Raw genomic sequence first — 16,999 nt, forward strand, 5'->3', positions numbered from 1 at the left:
TACTCATGACACCAGCACCCCGTTCCGGATCCGGCCGCAATACCCCTCGCGGCGGCGGACGCAGTGCCGGTGGCCCCGCCGGCGGCAAAGGCTACGGCCGCGGCTCCAAGCCCTCCTCCAACCGCACCGGCGGCCCGCGCTCGGCATCGGGTCTCAAGCCCGGTGAAGACCGTGCCAACGGCTACCGGCCCGTCAGCCCCGAGGCGGCCCGCCCGGAGAAGTTCAAGTCCGACGCCGTGAAGGCCTTCGGCTCTAGCAACTCCGGCAAGACCGGTGCACCCCGTACCGACGCCCCGAAGTCCGGTGCTTCCAAATCGGGCGGCTTCAAGCCGGGCGGTTCCAAGTCCGGTGCCGGCAAGTTCGGCGGCCCCCAGCAGGGCCAGCGCAAGAGCGGCGACCGCGCCTTCCGCGGGGAGCGCTTCGGCCAGAACCTGGGCCCCGTTCGCCGATCCACCACCCGCCGCCCCGCCGCCCCGGTGATTTCCGAACAGCACAACCCCGAAGGCGTCCGCCTGCAGAAGGTCATGGCCAGTGCCGGCGTCGCCTCCCGCCGCGTGTGCGAGGAAATGATTGCCGAAGGCCGCGTCGAAGTTGACGGTCAGGTCGTCACCGAACTCGGCGTCCGCGTTGACCCGGCGACGGTGGCCATCCACGTGGACGGCATGCGCCTCCAGCTGGATGAAACCCAGAAGTACTACGTGTTCAACAAGCCCCGCGGCGTCATCTCCACCATGGAAGACCCCGAAGGGCGTCCCTGCATCAGCGACTTCCTTAAGGCCACCAGCAAGAACGAGCGTTTGTTCCACGTTGGCCGGCTGGACAACGAAACCGAGGGCCTGCTGCTGCTGACCAATGACGGCGAGCTGACCAACCGGCTGACGCACCCCTCCTACGAAGTCCCCAAGACCTACCTGGTGCAGGTCCGCGGACCGATGAGCCACGGCGTGGGCGCGCAGATGCGTGAAGGCATTGAGCTGGAAGACGGCTTCCAGAAGGTTGATTCCTTCAAGCTGGTCGACTCCACCCCGGGCCACCTCCTGGTCGAGGTAGTCCTGCACTCGGGCCGCAACCGCATTGTCCGCCGGCTGTTCGACGCCGTCGGCCACCCGGTGGAGCGCCTCGTCCGCACCAAGATCGGACCGATCAGCCTGGGCGACCAGCGCCAGGGCAGCATCCGCGTCCTCGGCCGCGGCGAGGTCGGACACCTGCTCGCCTCAGTAGGACTGTAGCCAATGGCCGCTGCCGCTGACGGGGGCACCCACCTGTCCGGATCCGTGCTGATTATCGGCACGGGGCTGCTGGGCACCAGCATCGGCCTCGGGCTTTCTGCCCGGGGTGTCGATGTGGTGCTCTCGGACCTGTCTCCCTCGACAGAGGCCGTGGCCCGCGACATCGGCGCCGGACGGCTGCTCAGTACTGCAGGCGAAAGCTTCGAGCCGGCACTCGTGGTCGTTGCCGCGCCGCCGGACGTTACCGCGTCTCTGGCCGCGGCAGCGTTGAAGGACTGGCCGGCCGCCGTCGTCGTCGATATTGCCAGCGTCAAGTCCGCCGTCCTGGCTGACCTGCGGGAGCGCGACGCCGATCTCAGCCGTTACGTGGGCACGCACCCGATGGCAGGCCGGGAGAAATCCGGGCCGGTGGCTGCGCGGGCGGAACTGTTCAACGGCATGCCCTGGGTGATCTGCCCGCCGGAGGAAGCAACTCCGGACGCCGTGCGCCGCGCCGAGGCCCTTGCCTTCGACCTGGGTGCCGTGGTCTCCCGGATGTCCGCCGAAGACCACGACGCGTCCGTGGCACTGACCTCGCACCTGCCGCAGGTAATGGCTTCCCTGGTGGCCAGCCGGCTGCAGGAAACCCCGCCGCAGTCCCTCGCCCTGTCCGGCAATGGCCTGCGGGACGTGACCCGGATTGCCGCAAGCGATCCGAATCTCTGGGTGCAGATCCTCAGCGGAAACGCCGGGCGGCTGGTGCCGATCCTGCACGGGGTCCGCGAGGACCTGAACCGGCTGATCCGCACGCTCGAAGACCCGGTCGCGGATGGTGCGCGCCTGGACATGGCGCAGCTGATTGCCGAAGGCAACGCAGGGCAGGCCCGGATTCCGGGCAAGCACGGCGGACCGGCGCAGACCTTTGTGTCCTTCACCGTCCTGGTGGATGACACGCCGGGCCAGATTGCCCGGCTGCTCACCGAAATCGGTGAGATCGGCGTGAACCTGGAAGACCTCCGGCTGGAGCACGCCTCCGGCCGGCAGGTAGGACGGGCGGAAATCTCCGTCCTGCCCGGCCGGGTGAATGACCTTGTTTCTGAATTGAGCGCCCGCGGGTGGAAGGTAGTGCAGTGAGTTCTAATGTGGATCCGGCCCAGTTCCGGCAGGGCAAGCCGCTGGTTGTGGCCATCGACGGACCGTCGGGGTCGGGCAAGTCCAGCATCAGCCGGGAAGTGGCCCGCCGCCTGCACGCCGCGTATCTCGACACCGGTGCCATGTACCGTGCGGTCACGCTCTCCTGCATGGAGGCCGGCATCGATCTGACCGATTCGGTGGCCGTTGAGGCCGCCGCGGAAAACGCCGACATTGCCCTGAGCCTGTCCCCGGATGAGGAATGGGTGCGGGTCAGCGGCCGGGACGTCACCGACGCCATCCGCGAGCCCGCCGTGTCCTCCTCGGTCAGCGCCGTCGCCACCACCTTGGGTGCCCGGGCGGAACTGGTTCGACGCCAGCAGCAGCTGATTCGGGACTCGGGCCTGCGGATCGTGGCCGAGGGCCGGGACATCACCACCGTGGTGGCCCCGCACGCCGAGGTGCGGATCCTGCTCACCGCCAGCGAAGAAGCCCGGCTCCGCCGCCGCGGCATCCAGCTGGGCGGCACGCAGACCGCCGCCGCCCTGAAGGAACAGGTCCTGGTCCGCGACGCGAAGGACTCCACCGTGGTGGAATTCCAGCAGGCCGCCGACGGCGTCGTCACCATCGATTCCTCCGACCTGGACTTCGAAGAGACGGTCTCGGCCGTACTCGAAGTGGTTTTCACCAGTACCCACTAGCTCCCCGCCGGGGGACCCGGCACCAATCACGGGCACCCGCCCGTGTTTCAATGGGAGGAGGACATCCGGCGGCAACGCCGCAAGGTATCCTCCCTCACACTTACCGGGCTGAACGTCCGGCGACGGCCTGTACGCAGTGCTGCAGACCTCAACGGAAAGAAAGCAATTCAATGAACGGAAAACCTCTCAACGACGACACCGCCGGTGACGGGACCTCCACGGACGAGTACGTTCCGTCCGGAGAAGACCAGATCGACGAGCGCCTCGCGGCAATGGATGACGACGAGGCCGATATCCGCGCCCGTTCCCTCCGCGCCGGTCTCGACGACTACGAACTTGATGAAGAAGACGCCGCGCTGCTCGCCGGCGGCTTCGAAGAATACGACGAAGACGCACCCCTGCGCCAGGATCCCGTGGTCGCCATCGTTGGCCGCCCGAACGTGGGCAAGTCCACCCTGGTGAACCGTATCCTCGGCCGCCGCGAGGCCGTCGTCGAGGACACCCCCGGCGTGACCCGTGACCGGGTTACCTACCCCGCGACCTGGAACGGGGTGAACTTCACCCTGGTGGACACCGGCGGCTGGGAACACGACGCCCGCGGCATCCACCGCCGGGTTGCCGACCAGGCCGAAATCGCCGTCGACCACGCCGACGCCGTCATGCTGGTGGTCGACGCGACCGTCGGCATCACCGCCACCGACGAAGCCGTGGTGCGGATGCTGCGCGGCAAGGGCAAGCCCGTCGTCGTCGTCGCCAACAAGGTGGACGACATCCAGAACGAAGCCGACGCTTCCTCCCTCTGGGGCCTGGGCTTCGGCGAGCCGTACCCGGTCTCCGCCCTGCACGGCCGAGGCACCGGCGACATGCTCGATGCCGTCCTGGACGTGCTGCCCGAGTACTCCGCATACGGCGGACTGGACCGCTCCGGCGGCCCGCGCCGCATCGCGCTGATCGGCCGTCCGAACGTGGGCAAGTCCTCGCTGCTGAACAAGCTGGCCGGGTCCGAGCGTGTGGTCGTTGATGACACCGCGGGCACCACCCGTGACCCGGTGGATGAAATGATCGAACTCGGCGGCCGCACCTGGCGCTTCGTCGACACCGCCGGCATCCGCCGCCGTCAGCACATGGCCCAGGGCGCGGACTTCTACGCCTCCCTGCGTACCCAGGCTGCCCTGGAAAAGGCCGAGGTCGCCGTCGTGCTCCTGGCCGTGGACGAGGTCCTCAGCGAACAGGATGTCCGCATCCTCCAGCTGGCCATCGAATCCGGCCGCGCGCTGGTCCTCGCCTTCAACAAGTGGGACCTGCTCGACGACGAGCGCCGCCGTTACCTCAAGATCGAGATCGAGCGCGACCTGGCCCACGTTGAATGGGCTCCGCACGTCAACATCTCGGCCAAGACCGGCTGGCACAAGGACCGTCTTGTTCCGGCACTGGATACGGCACTGGAAAACTGGGACAAGCGCATCCCCACCGGAAAGCTCAACGCCTTCCTGGGCGAGCTCGTGGCGGCCCACCCGCACCCCGTGCGTGGCGGCAAGCAGCCCCGCATCCTCTTCGGTACGCAGGCTTCCTCGCGTCCGCCGAAGTTCGTGCTGTTCACCACCGGCTTCCTGGATCCGGGCTACCGCCGCTTCATCACCCGCCGGCTGCGTGAGACGTTCGGCTTCGAGGGCACGCCCATCGAGGTCAGCATGCGCGTGCGCGAGAAGCGCGGCAAGAACAGCAAGCGCTAAGTCTCCGGCGTAAATCCCCGGTCCTGGTCCCCTATGGGGGAGCGGGGCCGGGGTTTCTGCGTTCCGGGGGGGGTGTCTGCGGTGCTGTGGCAACGGGGCTTCGGGGCTGTGGCAGCGGCCCGGGAGTCCGGCGGCTCATCACTGTACAGATAACGGGGCTATCCGGCTGGGATAAGCCCGTTATCTGTACAAGCACCGCGGCCGGGAAGCGGATAAGCCCGTTATCTGTACAAGCACCGCAGCCGGGAAGCGGGGGAGCCGGTGCGCGCTCTGTTTTGGCCGTACGCCGGTGCCCGCAACGCCCGCGAGCCCCGATGCGACGGATTCACCGGTTGTGGTGTAAGGTATTTGAGGTGGTTCAGCCGGGAGGCATTCCGGAAGAACTGCGGGTTGTGGCGCAGCTTGGTAGCGCACTTGACTGGGGGTCAAGGGGTCGCAGGTTCAAATCCTGTCAACCCGACGGTAAGCCTGATGAAACGCGAGTTTCGTCAGGCTTTTGTCGTTTAAGCGGGTGCCGGGCTGGGGGTCGAGCCTGCCGCAGAGCCCGGCCGATGCTCTAGTCACCACCCTCAAGGAAGCCGCCGTCGAGGACCCAGTTGTAGCGCAGCCTCAGTGCACGTTCGGTGCTCGCTGCCAACGTTGCCAGCAGCAGCGTTATGTTCGCCGATGCCGGAAGCTGGAACGGGCTGGAGAACGTGCCGATGTTCTCCGCGACGGGCGGGAGCTGCATGATCTGCTCAACGATCTGCGGAACGCCGAGCACGAGCGCGACCACGAGTACGCTGGCCGATACGATGCCAACGGCACGGCTCAGCGCCGGATTGGTCCGTTCCAGTCGGGCGCGCAGTCCTTCGGCCGAGGCAGGATCAGGTAGAAGCTGTCGCTCGGACCCGTCGGGCGTCACATAGTGGCAGCGTCTGAGCCCGTAGATGCTGACCTCGACCTCGATGGCGCCACCCGGCACTGCGAACACCGCGGGAAGTTTCGATCGGGCCTGGTTGATCCCGTTGCGGTAGAGCTGCGCGCGCACTTCGCCGTCCGAATCACCCCCGGGCCGGACCTCTACGGACCAGATCTCCGGTGCACCGTCCTCGCCGGTGAGCTGCAGATGAAAGAGGGAACGCGAGAACAGCTGCCACCATCGATAGCGCGGAAGCGTATGGCCGTCCCCGGGTTCCAGCGTCTCTTTGGGTGTCACTTGTTCCTCCCGGAATCGCTTCTTCGGAGCTGCCCTGCCGGCGCGGCTACGTTCCGCCGATGGGTCGTCGATCCGTGCTTTCATGTGACTCAGACCCCGACGACGTAGGTGAGGGCGGCCCAGACCGAGACGGTGGCCACTGTCGTCCATATGACGATTGCCACACCTTGCCAGAGCAGCACCCAGCCACGGGGGGTTCCGCCGGCGATGAGGATCGCGGATGTGAACTGGGTCGGGATCGCGAGGGGACCGAGGATGCTCGCGCCTGGGACGCCGAAGCGGACGAGCCACTTCATGAAGCGCTGGCGCCCCTTTGATACGGGCTTGGCCGGCACCGTCTCCTCGAACTCAGCGGACCCCTGGTAACCCAGGGAGGCCGGGACACGCTCGGCCCTCCGAGCAGCCGCGACGCGGGCCGTGTTGCGGTCGGTGACCGCAGTGCGGGCCCGGGACGTGAAGAGCACCACGAGGACCACGCTCAGGAAATTGCCGACTGCGGCGGCGATACCGGCAACGATAGGGTGGAGGCCGGCGAGGATGCCGATCACGGAGGCCCCTTCGGCCTCGATGAACGGGACGGCCCCGGCGAGCATCATGATGAAGGGACGGATGATCTCGGGCACCTGGGCCGCCAGATCCTGGAAGTTGATGATCAGTTCCTGAATGGGGTTCATGGTTCGGCGCTTCTTTCTTTTGTCTTATGCGGGTCGTGGATTTGTGCGATTCTCGAAACTGCCCCCAGCAGAAACAGTGTTCCCGGGTCTGGCTGGGCCGTACTGCTTCGCCTGCACCGGTGTCTTCAGATTCGCACCGGAGTCAGCGCCGTCGCGTCGGTGGAAGTCCCTGCATTCCGCCGGTTTCCGCCTACGCGGTAGGTCGGAGCGACTTCGTTTGCGTAGGTGGGAATTGCCTAATAGGGTGCCGACAAGCTGTGAAGGGAGCGACACTGATGGACTTCCTGGGCCGGCACGCGGAGCGTGCAGCGGTCGACAACTTCCTCTCGCAGGCACGAGACGGGCTGAGCGGGGCAGTCATTGTGCGCGGGGAGGCGGGTATCGGAAAGACGGCGCTGCTCCAGTACGCCCGCCGCAGGGCTGATGCCTCAGGGTTCCGGGTGGCGTCCTCGGTCGGGGTGGAGTGCGAGACACAGTTCGCTTTTTCGGGCCTGCATCAGTTGTGCACGCCGCTGCTGGACCGCATGGGTTCGCTGCCCGAGCCGCAGCAGGCCGCTCTGGGCGTGGCGTTCGGGCAGCAAAGCGGTGCCGTGCCGGATCCGTTCCTGATCGGGCTGGCAACTCTCAACCTGTTAGCCGAGGCCGCTGAGGAAAGGCCCCTTCTGTGCATCGTCGACGACGCGCAGTGGCTGGATGAGGCGTCTGCCCAGGTTCTCGCGTTCGTGGCACGACGGGTCGCGGCCGAGCGGATGGTGCTGGTGTTGGCGCTTCGGGAGCCCACCGACCGCGATGTGCGCGGGTTCGACGGGATCCCTGTCTTACGCTTGGGCGGGCTCGACGAGACCGACGCGCGGGAGTTGCTGGCTGCGGCCGACTACGTACCCCTGGACGACGGGAAGCGGAACCATGTCCTTGCCGAGGCACGAGGGAACCCTCTCGCCCTGCTGGAACTGGCCCGTAACGCGCCGGCTGCGTGGCTGGCCGGCGGGTTCGAGCCGATGCCGGGCATCACGCACCGCCTTGAGGACACCTTTCGGCGCCGCTCGGACAGCCTGCCGGCACCGACTCAACTCTTGCTGCTGATTGCCGCTGCCGATCCAACCGGAGAGGTGGCGCTGCTATGGCGTGCGGCCGCGCACCTGGGGATCGCCGGCGAGTCTGCCGCGCCCGCGGAAGCCGCCGGTCTGCTGGAGATTGATACGCGGGTGAAGTTTCGCCATCCGCTGGTGCGTTCGGCTGTGCTTCGGTCCGCCGCCCCGCCGGAGCGCCGCCGCGTGCACGCCGCGCTGGCCGCTGCCACCAATCCGGACATCGATCCCGACCGACGCGCCTGGCACCGGGCACGGGCCGTGCTGGGCACCGATGAGGACGCCGCCGCGGAACTGGTACGGTCAGCAGGCCGGGCGCGTGCCCGCGGCGGGCTGTCCGCCGCGGCGGCGTTCATGGAGCATGCAGCCAGACTGACACCTGATCCCGCCGCACGGGCGAGCCGGGCATTGGAAGCCGCGCGTGAGAAGCACGAGGCTGGTGCGGACGCCTCGGAGCTGCTGACCATCGCTTCGGCCGGGCCGCTCGATACCCTACAGCAGGCTCGCCTCGAACTGCTGCGCGCGCGGATCGCGTTCCACCTCGAGCGCGACGCCGAAGGGCAGAGAATGCTGCTGGAAGCCGCTAAGAGCCTGGCCCCGCTGGACCCGGTGCTGTCCCGTGAGACGTATCTGCGCGCGCTCGAAGCGGCGATCGTCACCGGTGACTTCCGCCGCGGCCGCGGCATACCGGAAGTGACCGAGGCTGCCCTGACGGCGCCCGTCGCGACGGGGTCTCTGCGGCCTGCGGATCTGCTGCTCGACGGGCTTGTGACGACCTTCACTCAGGGGTATTCGGCCGGTGTGCCGGGGCTGCGGCGGGCGCTGGCGGCCTTCGGAGGCCAGGAGCAGGATGTTGATGCGCTGAGCGTCGCCGACACCTGCCGCTGGGGGTGGCTCGCGAGCCGAACCGCAATGTCGGTGTTCGACGACGAGATGCTCCACGCGGTGTCCATCCGTCATGTCCGTCTGACCCGTGAGACCGGCGCGCTTGCCGCACTCCCGGACGCACTTCTGGGCCAATCCGTCATGCAAGTGCTCTCGGGTGAGTTCGACCGCGCCGCCGAGCACGCAGCGATCGCAGCCGCGACCGAGGCTGTGCCCTTGCTGCACGCGCAGCTCCTCCTCTCTGCCTGGCGCGGCCGTCCAGACGAGACCGCCGGGATGCGCGCGAGCATTGTCCGCAAGGCTGCCGGACAGGCGCACAGCACCGAGGATGCCCTGACACAGTACGCCATGGCGGTGCTGCATAACGGTCGGGGCGACTACTCCGCAGCTCATGCCGCGGCGGCACGGGCCGTCGACACCGAAGCGGTGAGGTTCAACAACCTGGCCCACTCTGAACTCGTCGAAGCGGCGTGCCGTTCCGGTCGGCCGGAGAGTGCGGCCGATGCGCTGGAGCAACTCACTTCACGCGCCCTCGCCAGCGGTACGCCGTGGGGGCTCGGTCTGGCGGCGCGTGCACGGGCGTTGACCAGTACGGGGAGGACTGCTGAGGAGCACTTTCGTGAGGCAATCGACCAGCTCAGTCGCTGCCGGATAACCACCCACCTCGCCCGTACCCACCTTGTCTACGGCGAGTGGCTTCGTCGCGAGGGCCGACGGCAGGACGCCCGCGAACAGCTCCGCACCGCGCACGAGCTGTTATTGGACATGGGAGCCGAAGCGTTCGCAGCCCGCGCCGCCCGCGAACTGCGTGCCACCGGTGAGCACCCCCGCAAGAGAAGCGCCCAGCCGACCGACAGCCTCACCGCCCACGAAATGCACATCGCCCGGCTGGTGGCTACCGGCGCAACCTCCCGCGAAGTTGCCACCGAGCTCTTCCTCAGCCCTCGCACGATTGACGCCCACCTCCGGAACATTTTCCGAAAGACGGGCGTCACCTCGCGCCGCCAGCTCCGCGAGCTGTCCCTTCGCTGAGCCCCGCAGCGTGGCGGTCGAGGCCCGCCACTAGGGCGTGCCGACGTCGTCGGCTACCGCAGCCATCCGCCCCTCGAACTGGTGCCCGCCGGATGTATGCCGGCGGACGACGGCGTGAGGCAGCCGCGCTGCGTGCCGGTCCAGGTGGTCGATGGGCACCACCTCGTCGTCGACGCAATGGTGGAGCCAGACCGGGAAGCCGGTTGGCAGTTCGGCGTCAGCCGGCAGGGCGTATTCCGCCTGCCAACCCTCCGACTCCCAGAAAGGCACTGCCAGGAGGACAAGTCCCAGCGGCGGGGTGCCCTGAAATCCATCGGCGAGGTGAAGCAGGACCATCGACGCCCCGAAGGAATGCCCGACGATGACCAGGTCAGGGGCGAGGGTATTCCGGTGCCGTTCGATTTCGCTGCGCCAGCCCGCGGCTGACATGTCCTGATCGGGGAAGCGGGGCGCCGTAACGGGCAGGCCGAGGCGGGTGTGCAGTTCTTCTGCGAGGGGCAGGTCGTCCGGGTAGCCGCCGGCTCCATGGACGAAGAGGATCTCCATGCGTTCTCCCGGGATTTCATTGCCGTGCCGGGTTTGGGTTGAGAGTGTTACCTGTTCCTGCAGGCCAGCTTGGTCTTCCGCCCGCTAGCCGGTCAAGGGGAGCCCTGCCCGGATGACTCCGGCGCCCTGCCCTGCTAGCCTCATCCGTCCGGCGTCACGGCGTCCGCCATCCAGGTTGCGTCGGAGAAGGAGCGGGTCCATGGCTGCGGAAATCCCATCCCGGAAGGTCATTATCCATGGCGCCGGCGGTGCGATCGGCGGTGCCGTAGCGGAGGAATTTGCCCGCCGCGGGGCGGAGCTGTTCCTCGCCGGGCACCGCCTCGACTCCGTTAATACAACGGTGGACCGCATCCGCGGCCTGGGCGGCGGGCCGGTGCATGCGGCCGAAGTCGACGCGTCCGATCCCGCGGCCGTAGACGCGCACGCCGACGCCGTCGTCGACGCCGCAGGACGGATCGACGCAGTGCTCAACGCGGCCGGCCTCCCGGCGGTGCAGGGCGTCCCGCTGCTCGACATGCCCGTGGACGACGTCGTCGCGCCGGCAGCGGGCTGGCTGCGCACACAGTTCATCACTTCGCGGGCCGCTGCAGTGCACATGGTTCGGCGCGGAAGCGGAACGGTCCTGCTGCTGTCCGCCTCGCCGGCAAGGGTCTCGATCGCCGGAGTGGGCGGCTTCGCAGCGGCTTGTGCCGCCGTCGAAGCTCTCACGCGGACCCTCGCCGCGGAGCTCGGTCCCTCGGGAGTGAGGGTCGTCTGTCTTCGCCCGCAGCGCATTCTGGAAACTATCGGAAGCACACCGGACCTGCCGATGGCACTGGACGAGTTCACACGGTTTCTCGAGTCACTCACCACCACGGGGACCCTTCCCACTCTCGGGGAGGTGGCCAAAGCAGCAGTCTTCCTGGCCGAGGGCGGCGCCGGGAGTATGAACGGCGCCGTCCTGAACCTCACGAGCGGGATGAGCGTCGATTGATACCCGGGACATCGGTGCAAAAGGGAACCGTGAGGATCGCGGCTGCGGGGACCAATGGCACCGGCACGGGTTCCCGGCGCAGCCAGGTACGACGCCGGTTGGCCGCCCTCGCGGCCGTTGCAGTCACGGCGGCCGCGGCGGCCGGATGCACCGGCGGCGGACCGGGACCGGAGCCACCCTCTTCCGTTTCGCCCGGACCGGAAGTGACAAGACCCGATCCGGAAGTCCTCGCCACCGGTCTCGACGCGCCCTGGTCGATTGCGTTCCATGAGGGCATTCCGTTGGTCAGTGAGCGGGACTCCGCACACATCCTGGAGCTCAACGCCGGCGGCAACATCCGGGAAATCGGCACCATCGAGGGCGCCGGCGGCAGGGGAGAAGGCGGCCTTCTCGGGATCGCCGTCCAGGACGGGTACCTGTATACCTATTTCACCGGGGACGGAGGGAACCGGATCGAGCGGCGCGAGGTCACCGGCGAACCCGGGTCATTGGCGCTGGGCGAAGCGGAAACCATCCTCGACTCAATCCCCGCCGGCCCGGTCCACAACGGCGGTCGCATCGCCTTCGGCCCGGACGGCATGCTGTACGCCACCACGGGCGACGCCGGCAACCGGGACAGCGCCCAGGACCGGGACTCGCTCTCGGGCAAGATCCTGCGGATGACCCCGGACGGCACCGCCCCGGAGGACAACCCGTTCCCGGGAACACTCGTGTACAGCTACGGGCACCGCAACCCGCAGGGCATCGCCTGGGATAGCAACGGCGTCCTCTACGCGAGTGAATTCGGGCAGAATACCTGGGATGAATTGAACGTGATCGAGGCCGGCGGGAACTACGGCTGGCCCGAGGTCGAGGGCATCGGCGGGGAGGAAGGCTTCACTGACCCGATGCAGCAATGGACGCCCGGGGAAGCCAGTCCGAGCGGCATCGCCGTGGCGGAGGGCTCCCTGTACATCGCCAACCTGCGCGGTGAACGGCTGCGGGAGGTCCCGCTCGACAATCTCGGGGCCTCCACTGAGCAGCTGGCCGGCGAGTACGGCCGGCTGCGCGACGTCGTCAACGCTCCGGACGGCAGTGTGTGGATCCTGACGAACAACACGGACGGCCGCGGCCGTCCGGGGCAGGATGATGACCGGATCCTGCGCCTGGAAACGGATTAGGCGAGGCTTCTCCGCATCAGCCACCGGGTCTTTCCGCCGGATTTCGACGCCGTCGGCACCACGCGTTCGAAGCCGGCTGCCTCGAACAACGCAGTAGTGCCGACGTACGCGAGCGAGGAACTGATCCGGCCGCCGCCGGCGTCGATCGGGTAGGCCTCCAGCGCCGGAGCGCCGGCAGCACGGGCATAGTCGACGGCGCCGTCGAGTAGGTGCCGGGCCAGTCCCTGCCGGCGGAACTGCGGGCGGATAACCAGGCAGACCACGCTCCACACCGGCACGTCGTCGACGGCGGGGATGGTCCGTGAGGACCGCAGACGGTGGTGGCTGGCGCGAGGACTCACCGAACACCAGCCCGCGGCCTCGCCGTCGACATAGGCGACGACGCCGGGCGGGGTGCCTTCCTCCGCATACCGGCGCAGCCTGCCCTGCTGGTCAGCGCCGGCGAGGGCACGGAATTCGGACGTCGGGAGGCGGTAGCTGAGGCACCAACAGGCCTGGGTGTCGGGGTTCTTCGGCGCCAGGACTGCGGCGACGTCGTCAAACCGGTCCGCGGTGGCAGGGTGGACCTCGATCATTTCGCGGCTCCGAAGGCTGAGGATGCTCGAGACGCTTACGGCTCGAATCCCCCGTACCGTAACCTGCCGGTTCAGGCAGCGGAAGCGGGACCGCCGCGACCTGCAGCAGTGCCCGGCCGTGCCGCACCGCTGGCGGCCTCAGGGAAAGGCAAAACCATGCGCGAAGCCGTGAGGGACGTGATCATCGCCGGCGGCGGGCCGACCGGCATTATGCTCGCCCGCGAACTGCGGCTGCACGGCGTGGATGTGCTGGTGCTGGAGCGGGATGCCCAGCCCACGGCAGTGAGCCGTGCGGGAGGCCTGCACGCGCGCAGCTTGGAGATCCTGGATCAGCGGGGTGTGGTCGAGCCGTTCCTGGAACACGGCCGCAGGTATCCGCTCGGCGGATTCTTCGCCGGCATTGTCAAGGACCCGCCGGAGGGGCTGGACACCACCTACCCATATGTCCTGGGCATTCCGCAGCCCGTCACGGAGCGGCTGCTGACGGAATGCGCCCTGGCTGCCGGCGTCGAGTTTCAGCGCGGCCGGGAAGTAACGGGTGTGAACCACAACGACGACAGCGTCACGGTGAGCCTCAAGGGCGGCGGGCTGCTCCGGGCGGGGTACCTCGTGGGCTGCGACGGAGGCCGCAGCACGGTGCGGAAACTGCTCGGTATCGGCTTCCCCGGTGAACCCAGCCGGCAGGATCGGCTGCTGGGGGAGATGGAACTCACCGAGCCGGAGGAGACGGTCATGTCCGTGGTGGCGGAGGTGCGCGAGAACCATAAGGATTTCGGCGTCGTCCCGCTGGGGGACGGCCTTTATAGCGTGGTGGTTCCGGCCAACGGCGTTGCCGAAGACCGCAGCGCACCCACCCTCGAGGAACTCCGTGTGCAGCTGACACGGTACGCAGGCACTCACTTCGGGGTGCATTCCCCGCGTTGGATCTCCCGTTTCGGCGACGCCACCAGGCTGGCCGAACGCTATCGGTCCGGCCGGGTCCTGCTGGCCGGCGACGCCGCGCACATCCATCCGCCCTTCGGCGGCCAAGGGCTCAACCTGGGTCTCCAGGACGCGTTCAACCTCGGCTGGAAACTTGCCGGCGCGGTGAAAGGCTGGGCACCGACAGGGCTGCTGGACACGTACAACGCCGAACGGCGGCCCGTGGCGGCTGCAGTGCTCGACAATACCCGCGCCCAGTCCGAGCTGACGTCCACGGAACCGGGCCCGCAGGCGGTCCGTCGGCTGCTGGCTGAGTTGATGGATTTCAACCAGGTCAACCGGTATCTGATCGAGAAAATCACAGCGACTGGCATTCGGTACGACTTCGGTACCGGCCCCGACCTGCTTGGCCGCCGACTGCCCGACCTGCCACTGAAGGAAGGCCGGCTCTACGAGCGGATGCATGCCGGCCGCGGCCTCCTACTTGAACGGACGGGGCAACTCTCGGTGGAAGGCTGGGAAGACCGGATCGATACGGTGACCGACCTGGACCGGATGAATCCGTCCATACTGCTGCGCCCAGACGGTCATGTGGCCTGGATGGGCGACGACCAGCAGGATCTCACGCCAGCGGTAGGACGCTGGTTCGGAAACCCGGCCCCTGCGGCGGAATAACCGGCCCGAGAAAGGACCAGCCATGCCCGCGAAAGTCACCTCCTTCGCCGTCTCCCTGAACGTTCCCGCGCCGGAAGCCTCCGCAGCCTTCCTCGTCCGCCATCTTGGCTACATCGTGGAGATGGAAAACGACGGCTTTGTTTCGCTCAGACATCCGGGCGGGGGATCGAACCTCATTTTCCTGCGTACCGGCCTCTCGACGTTTCAGCCGCCGGAGGTCGCTGGACGGGCACGGGAGGGATTGTTGCTGGTGCACGTGGTCGAGAATCTCGACGAAGTCCACCAACAGTTCCTTGCCGACGGTGTGGACGTGGTGACCCCTCCGGAAACGGAGCCCTGGGGTGAACGGTTCGCGCAGTACCGGGATCCGAACGGCTTGATCGTACAAATAGTCCAGTGGATCACCGGCGAATGACCGGCGGGATCCACGAACCGGTATGACTGCGGCTCGCGTTACTACTGGGAACACTGGGGCTGGGGTGAAGAAAGTGGATTTTACGCTTGCGGAGAACAAGGCAGGGTGTCAACCTCGTCCGCATGCAAACCAAACGCCTTCCACATGCCCTTGCCACTACTTCAATCTGCAGCCTGGCGGCAGCTTTTGCCCTCGTGGGCTCGCTGGCCACCGCTCCGACGGCTGCCGCACAGGCTCCCGCCGCGCCAATGGAATCCGGTGTTTTCGTAGCCGTTTCGGACCCTACGCCCACCTGTCTCATGACCCCCACGCCTACGCCCACGTCGACGCCTACGCCCACGTCGACGCCGACGGGCACCCCGACAACTACACCCACGTCGACGCCGACGGGCACCCCGACAACTACACCCACGTCGACGCCGACGGGTACCCCGACTAGTACGCCGACCTCGACGCCGACGAGCACCCCGACAACTACACCCACGTCGACGCCGACGGGCACCCCGTCAACAACGCCCACGTCGACGCCGACGGTCACTCCGACTAGCACGCCCACCTCGACGCCGACGGGTACCCCCACAGTCACTCCGACGCCGACCGGTACCTCGACGCCGACGCAGACTGATACAGGGGTGACCATGGTCCAGGTAGTGTCCATCACTCCGCCGTGCATGAGGACCGGAGGACCGTCCAATGGTGTGAGCCCTGACCTGGCAGGCACCGGTGCAACCGGCACCTCGCTCGCACTGTTGGGAGCCGGAGGCCTTCTTGTCGCTGGTGCTGCCGGCGTGTACTTCACGCGTCGCCGCGGAGCCGAGGAATCGTAGGCGTAGCCGCCCTCAAGGACCCCGAGACGTGCGGCAGCCGGCCCTATCCCGGGGCCGGCTGCCGTTCATCCATCCGCCGTACATCTTGCTCCCTCTGGAATCGTCGAGCCGGTCGCCGTATCCTCCTTCCCATGACTTCCTGTAGAGCTTTTGCCCGCGCTTTCGGCTGCGGGTTCTTCGTGCGCGACCGCCGCCGCTGACGGCGGGCGGCACCTCCACTCGCGGTACCGCGCGCCGTCGTTCCGGATGCCAGGCACCCGGAAGGCGTCGTATGCCTGAAGGGTGCTCCATTTCGCGGCGATTGGAGCGCTCGTGGGAGCGAGAACCCAGTATGGCGGCCGGGAGGAGCTCGGCCAGAATTTCCTGATCCACCAACCCACTATCCGTTTGGTCACTGGCCTGGTCCGTTCCTCGGGCGGCGGGAGCATCCTCGAACTCGGTGCCGGCGACGGCGCCCTGACCCGTCCGCTCGCAGCCCTCGGCCGTGACCTGCTGGCCATTGACTTGGATCCAGGCTGCGTAGAACGACTGCAACGGCGTGTGCCCGCAGCACGGGTGCGGCAGGCCGATGCCCTGACCGTTCCATTTGACCGACCTGTGATTGTGGGCAATATTCCCTTTCACCTGACTACCCCGATCCTGCGCCGTCTGCTGACAACGGGTACCTGGACCCAAGCGGTGCTGCTGACCCAGTGGGAGGTCGCCCGCAAGCGGGCCGGGGTCGGCGGCGGAACCCTGCTGACGGCCCAAACCTCTCCCTGGTTCGAATTCGACCTTCGGGGCCGGGTGCCAGCAGCCGGGTTCCGCCCTCGCCCCACAGTGGACGGCGGAGTCCTCTGCCTCCGGCGTCGCAAGGTTCCGCTGCTGGGACCGCAGGACCGGGCAGCCTACGAGCGGTTCGTGCGCGGCATCTTCAGCGGTCCCGGAGCAGGGCTGGGGGAGATCCTCGGCAGGTATCTTGGGTCCGCACGGGCCGCACGGACCGCGTTGTCCGCTGCGGGAGTTCCGGTGCAGGCGCTGCCCAGGGATGTAGCCGCCGCGCAGTGGCCGCGGTTGTGGCAGGCAACCGCCTCCGCCAAGGGGCCGGCAGGTGAGGCAGGGCTGGCCAGGGCGAATGTGTCGCGGCCGAGCAGGTAGCGAGGCTTCGGAATCGGGACGGACAGGATCCGCAGGATCGGCAGGGCCACCTCCGACGCCCGCGCACGCCCCGATTATTACCTCCTGCCCGCACAAGCCGGAAGCAGTACTTGTAAATCA

General features: G+C 67.8%; 16 protein-coding genes and 1 tRNA gene. 12 read left to right on the forward strand and 5 right to left on the reverse strand.

All coding sequences use genetic code 11. The annotated features are described in order from the left end of the window. Nucleotides 1-5: 5 nt before the first annotated feature. The 5 genes from N2K98_RS06615 (at nt 6) to N2K98_RS06635 (ending at nt 5,233) form a co-directional block, all read left to right on the forward strand. Complete coding sequence (locus N2K98_RS06615) at nt 6-1,229, forward strand: pseudouridine synthase (protein WP_255865273.1); 1,224 nt, start codon at nt 6-8, stop codon at nt 1,227-1,229. Between the two features lie 3 nt (nt 1,230-1,232). Beyond that, on the forward strand, nt 1,233-2,342 hold the full coding sequence (locus N2K98_RS06620; protein WP_255865274.1) for a prephenate dehydrogenase: 1,110 nt from the start codon (nt 1,233-1,235) through the stop codon (nt 2,340-2,342). After that, nucleotides 2,339-3,040 carry a (d)CMP kinase gene (gene cmk / locus N2K98_RS06625; RefSeq protein ID WP_255765778.1) on the forward strand — a complete coding sequence of 234 codons (702 nt, stop codon included), beginning with the start codon at nt 2,339-2,341 and terminating at the stop codon, nt 3,038-3,040. Before N2K98_RS06620 ends, cmk begins: the two co-directional genes overlap by 4 nt. Nucleotides 3,041-3,210: 170 nt before the next feature. Then, nucleotides 3,211-4,773: a ribosome biogenesis GTPase Der gene (der, locus tag N2K98_RS06630; protein ID WP_255798129.1), complete on the forward strand. Its 1,563-nt coding sequence runs from the start codon at nt 3,211-3,213 to the stop codon at nt 4,771-4,773. Between the two features lie 386 nt (nt 4,774-5,159). Then, nucleotides 5,160-5,233: transfer RNA gene (locus N2K98_RS06635), tRNA-Pro, on the forward strand. 96 nt (nt 5,234-5,329) lie between these two features. Here the strand turns inward: N2K98_RS06635 and N2K98_RS06640 are convergent. Beyond that, a complete protein-coding gene (locus N2K98_RS06640; protein ID WP_255865275.1) occupies nt 5,330-5,971 on the reverse strand; it encodes a hypothetical protein in 642 nt (213 codons plus the stop codon). A gap of 89 nt (nt 5,972-6,060) precedes the next feature. Beyond that, the gene (locus tag N2K98_RS06645) at nt 6,061-6,645 is read right to left on the reverse strand and encodes a small multidrug efflux protein (protein ID WP_255865276.1); all 585 of its coding nucleotides are present in this window, start codon (nt 6,643-6,645) and stop codon (nt 6,061-6,063) included. A 257-nt stretch (nt 6,646-6,902) separates the two neighbouring features. Between N2K98_RS06645 and N2K98_RS06650 the strand changes: the two genes are divergently transcribed. Continuing rightward, the gene (locus N2K98_RS06650; protein WP_255865277.1) at nt 6,903-9,650 is read left to right on the forward strand and encodes an ATP-binding protein; all 2,748 of its coding nucleotides are present in this window, start codon (nt 6,903-6,905) and stop codon (nt 9,648-9,650) included. Between the two features lie 30 nt (nt 9,651-9,680). Here the strand turns inward: N2K98_RS06650 and N2K98_RS06655 are convergent, their stop codons facing one another. Further along, entirely contained in the window at nt 9,681-10,196 is a 516-nt protein-coding gene (locus N2K98_RS06655; RefSeq protein ID WP_255798125.1) for an alpha/beta hydrolase, read from the reverse strand. Between the two features lie 199 nt (nt 10,197-10,395). Between N2K98_RS06655 and N2K98_RS06660 the strand changes: the two genes are divergently transcribed. Both N2K98_RS06660 and N2K98_RS06665 read left to right on the forward strand, forming a co-directional pair. Next, entirely contained in the window at nt 10,396-11,169 is a 774-nt protein-coding gene (locus tag N2K98_RS06660; RefSeq protein ID WP_255865278.1) for an SDR family NAD(P)-dependent oxidoreductase, read from the forward strand. A 203-nt stretch (nt 11,170-11,372) separates the two neighbouring features. Beyond that, complete coding sequence (locus N2K98_RS06665; RefSeq protein WP_255865279.1) at nt 11,373-12,329, forward strand: PQQ-dependent sugar dehydrogenase; 957 nt, start codon at nt 11,373-11,375, stop codon at nt 12,327-12,329. Here N2K98_RS06665 and N2K98_RS06670 read toward each other — a convergent pair. Further along, on the reverse strand, nt 12,326-12,904 hold the full coding sequence (locus tag N2K98_RS06670) for a GNAT family N-acetyltransferase (protein ID WP_255865280.1): 579 nt from the start codon (nt 12,902-12,904) through the stop codon (nt 12,326-12,328). The genes N2K98_RS06665 and N2K98_RS06670 overlap by 4 nt on opposite strands. A gap of 156 nt (nt 12,905-13,060) precedes the next feature. On the opposite strand from N2K98_RS06670, the gene rox reads away from it, so the two are divergent. Together rox and N2K98_RS06680 are read left to right on the forward strand one after the other, a co-directional pair. Then, nucleotides 13,061-14,500, forward strand: a complete 1,440-nt coding sequence (gene rox, locus N2K98_RS06675; protein WP_255865281.1) for a rifampin monooxygenase — start codon at nt 13,061-13,063, stop codon at nt 14,498-14,500. A 22-nt stretch (nt 14,501-14,522) separates the two neighbouring features. Beyond that, the gene (locus N2K98_RS06680; RefSeq protein ID WP_255865282.1) at nt 14,523-14,915 is read left to right on the forward strand and encodes a VOC family protein; all 393 of its coding nucleotides are present in this window, start codon (nt 14,523-14,525) and stop codon (nt 14,913-14,915) included. Here the strand turns inward: N2K98_RS06680 and N2K98_RS06685 are convergent. Beyond that, on the reverse strand, nt 14,902-15,555 hold the full coding sequence (locus N2K98_RS06685; RefSeq protein ID WP_260554116.1) for a hypothetical protein: 654 nt from the start codon (nt 15,553-15,555) through the stop codon (nt 14,902-14,904). The two genes, N2K98_RS06680 and N2K98_RS06685, sit on opposite strands and share 14 nt — an antisense overlap. Nucleotides 15,556-15,613: 58 nt before the next feature. Between N2K98_RS06685 and N2K98_RS06690 the strand changes: the two genes are divergently transcribed. Both N2K98_RS06690 and erm read left to right on the forward strand, forming a co-directional pair. After that, nucleotides 15,614-15,742, forward strand: a complete 129-nt coding sequence (locus N2K98_RS06690) for an LPXTG cell wall anchor domain-containing protein (RefSeq protein WP_255865284.1) — start codon at nt 15,614-15,616, stop codon at nt 15,740-15,742. A 312-nt stretch (nt 15,743-16,054) separates the two neighbouring features. Continuing rightward, on the forward strand, nt 16,055-16,879 hold the full coding sequence (erm, locus tag N2K98_RS06695) for a 23S ribosomal RNA methyltransferase Erm (protein WP_255865285.1): 825 nt from the start codon (nt 16,055-16,057) through the stop codon (nt 16,877-16,879). Nucleotides 16,880-16,999 lie beyond the last annotated feature (120 nt).

It is taken from the genome of Arthrobacter jinronghuae, assembly GCF_025244825.1.
GTDB classification, from domain to species: Bacteria; Actinomycetota; Actinomycetes; order Actinomycetales; family Micrococcaceae; genus Arthrobacter_B; species Arthrobacter_B jinronghuae.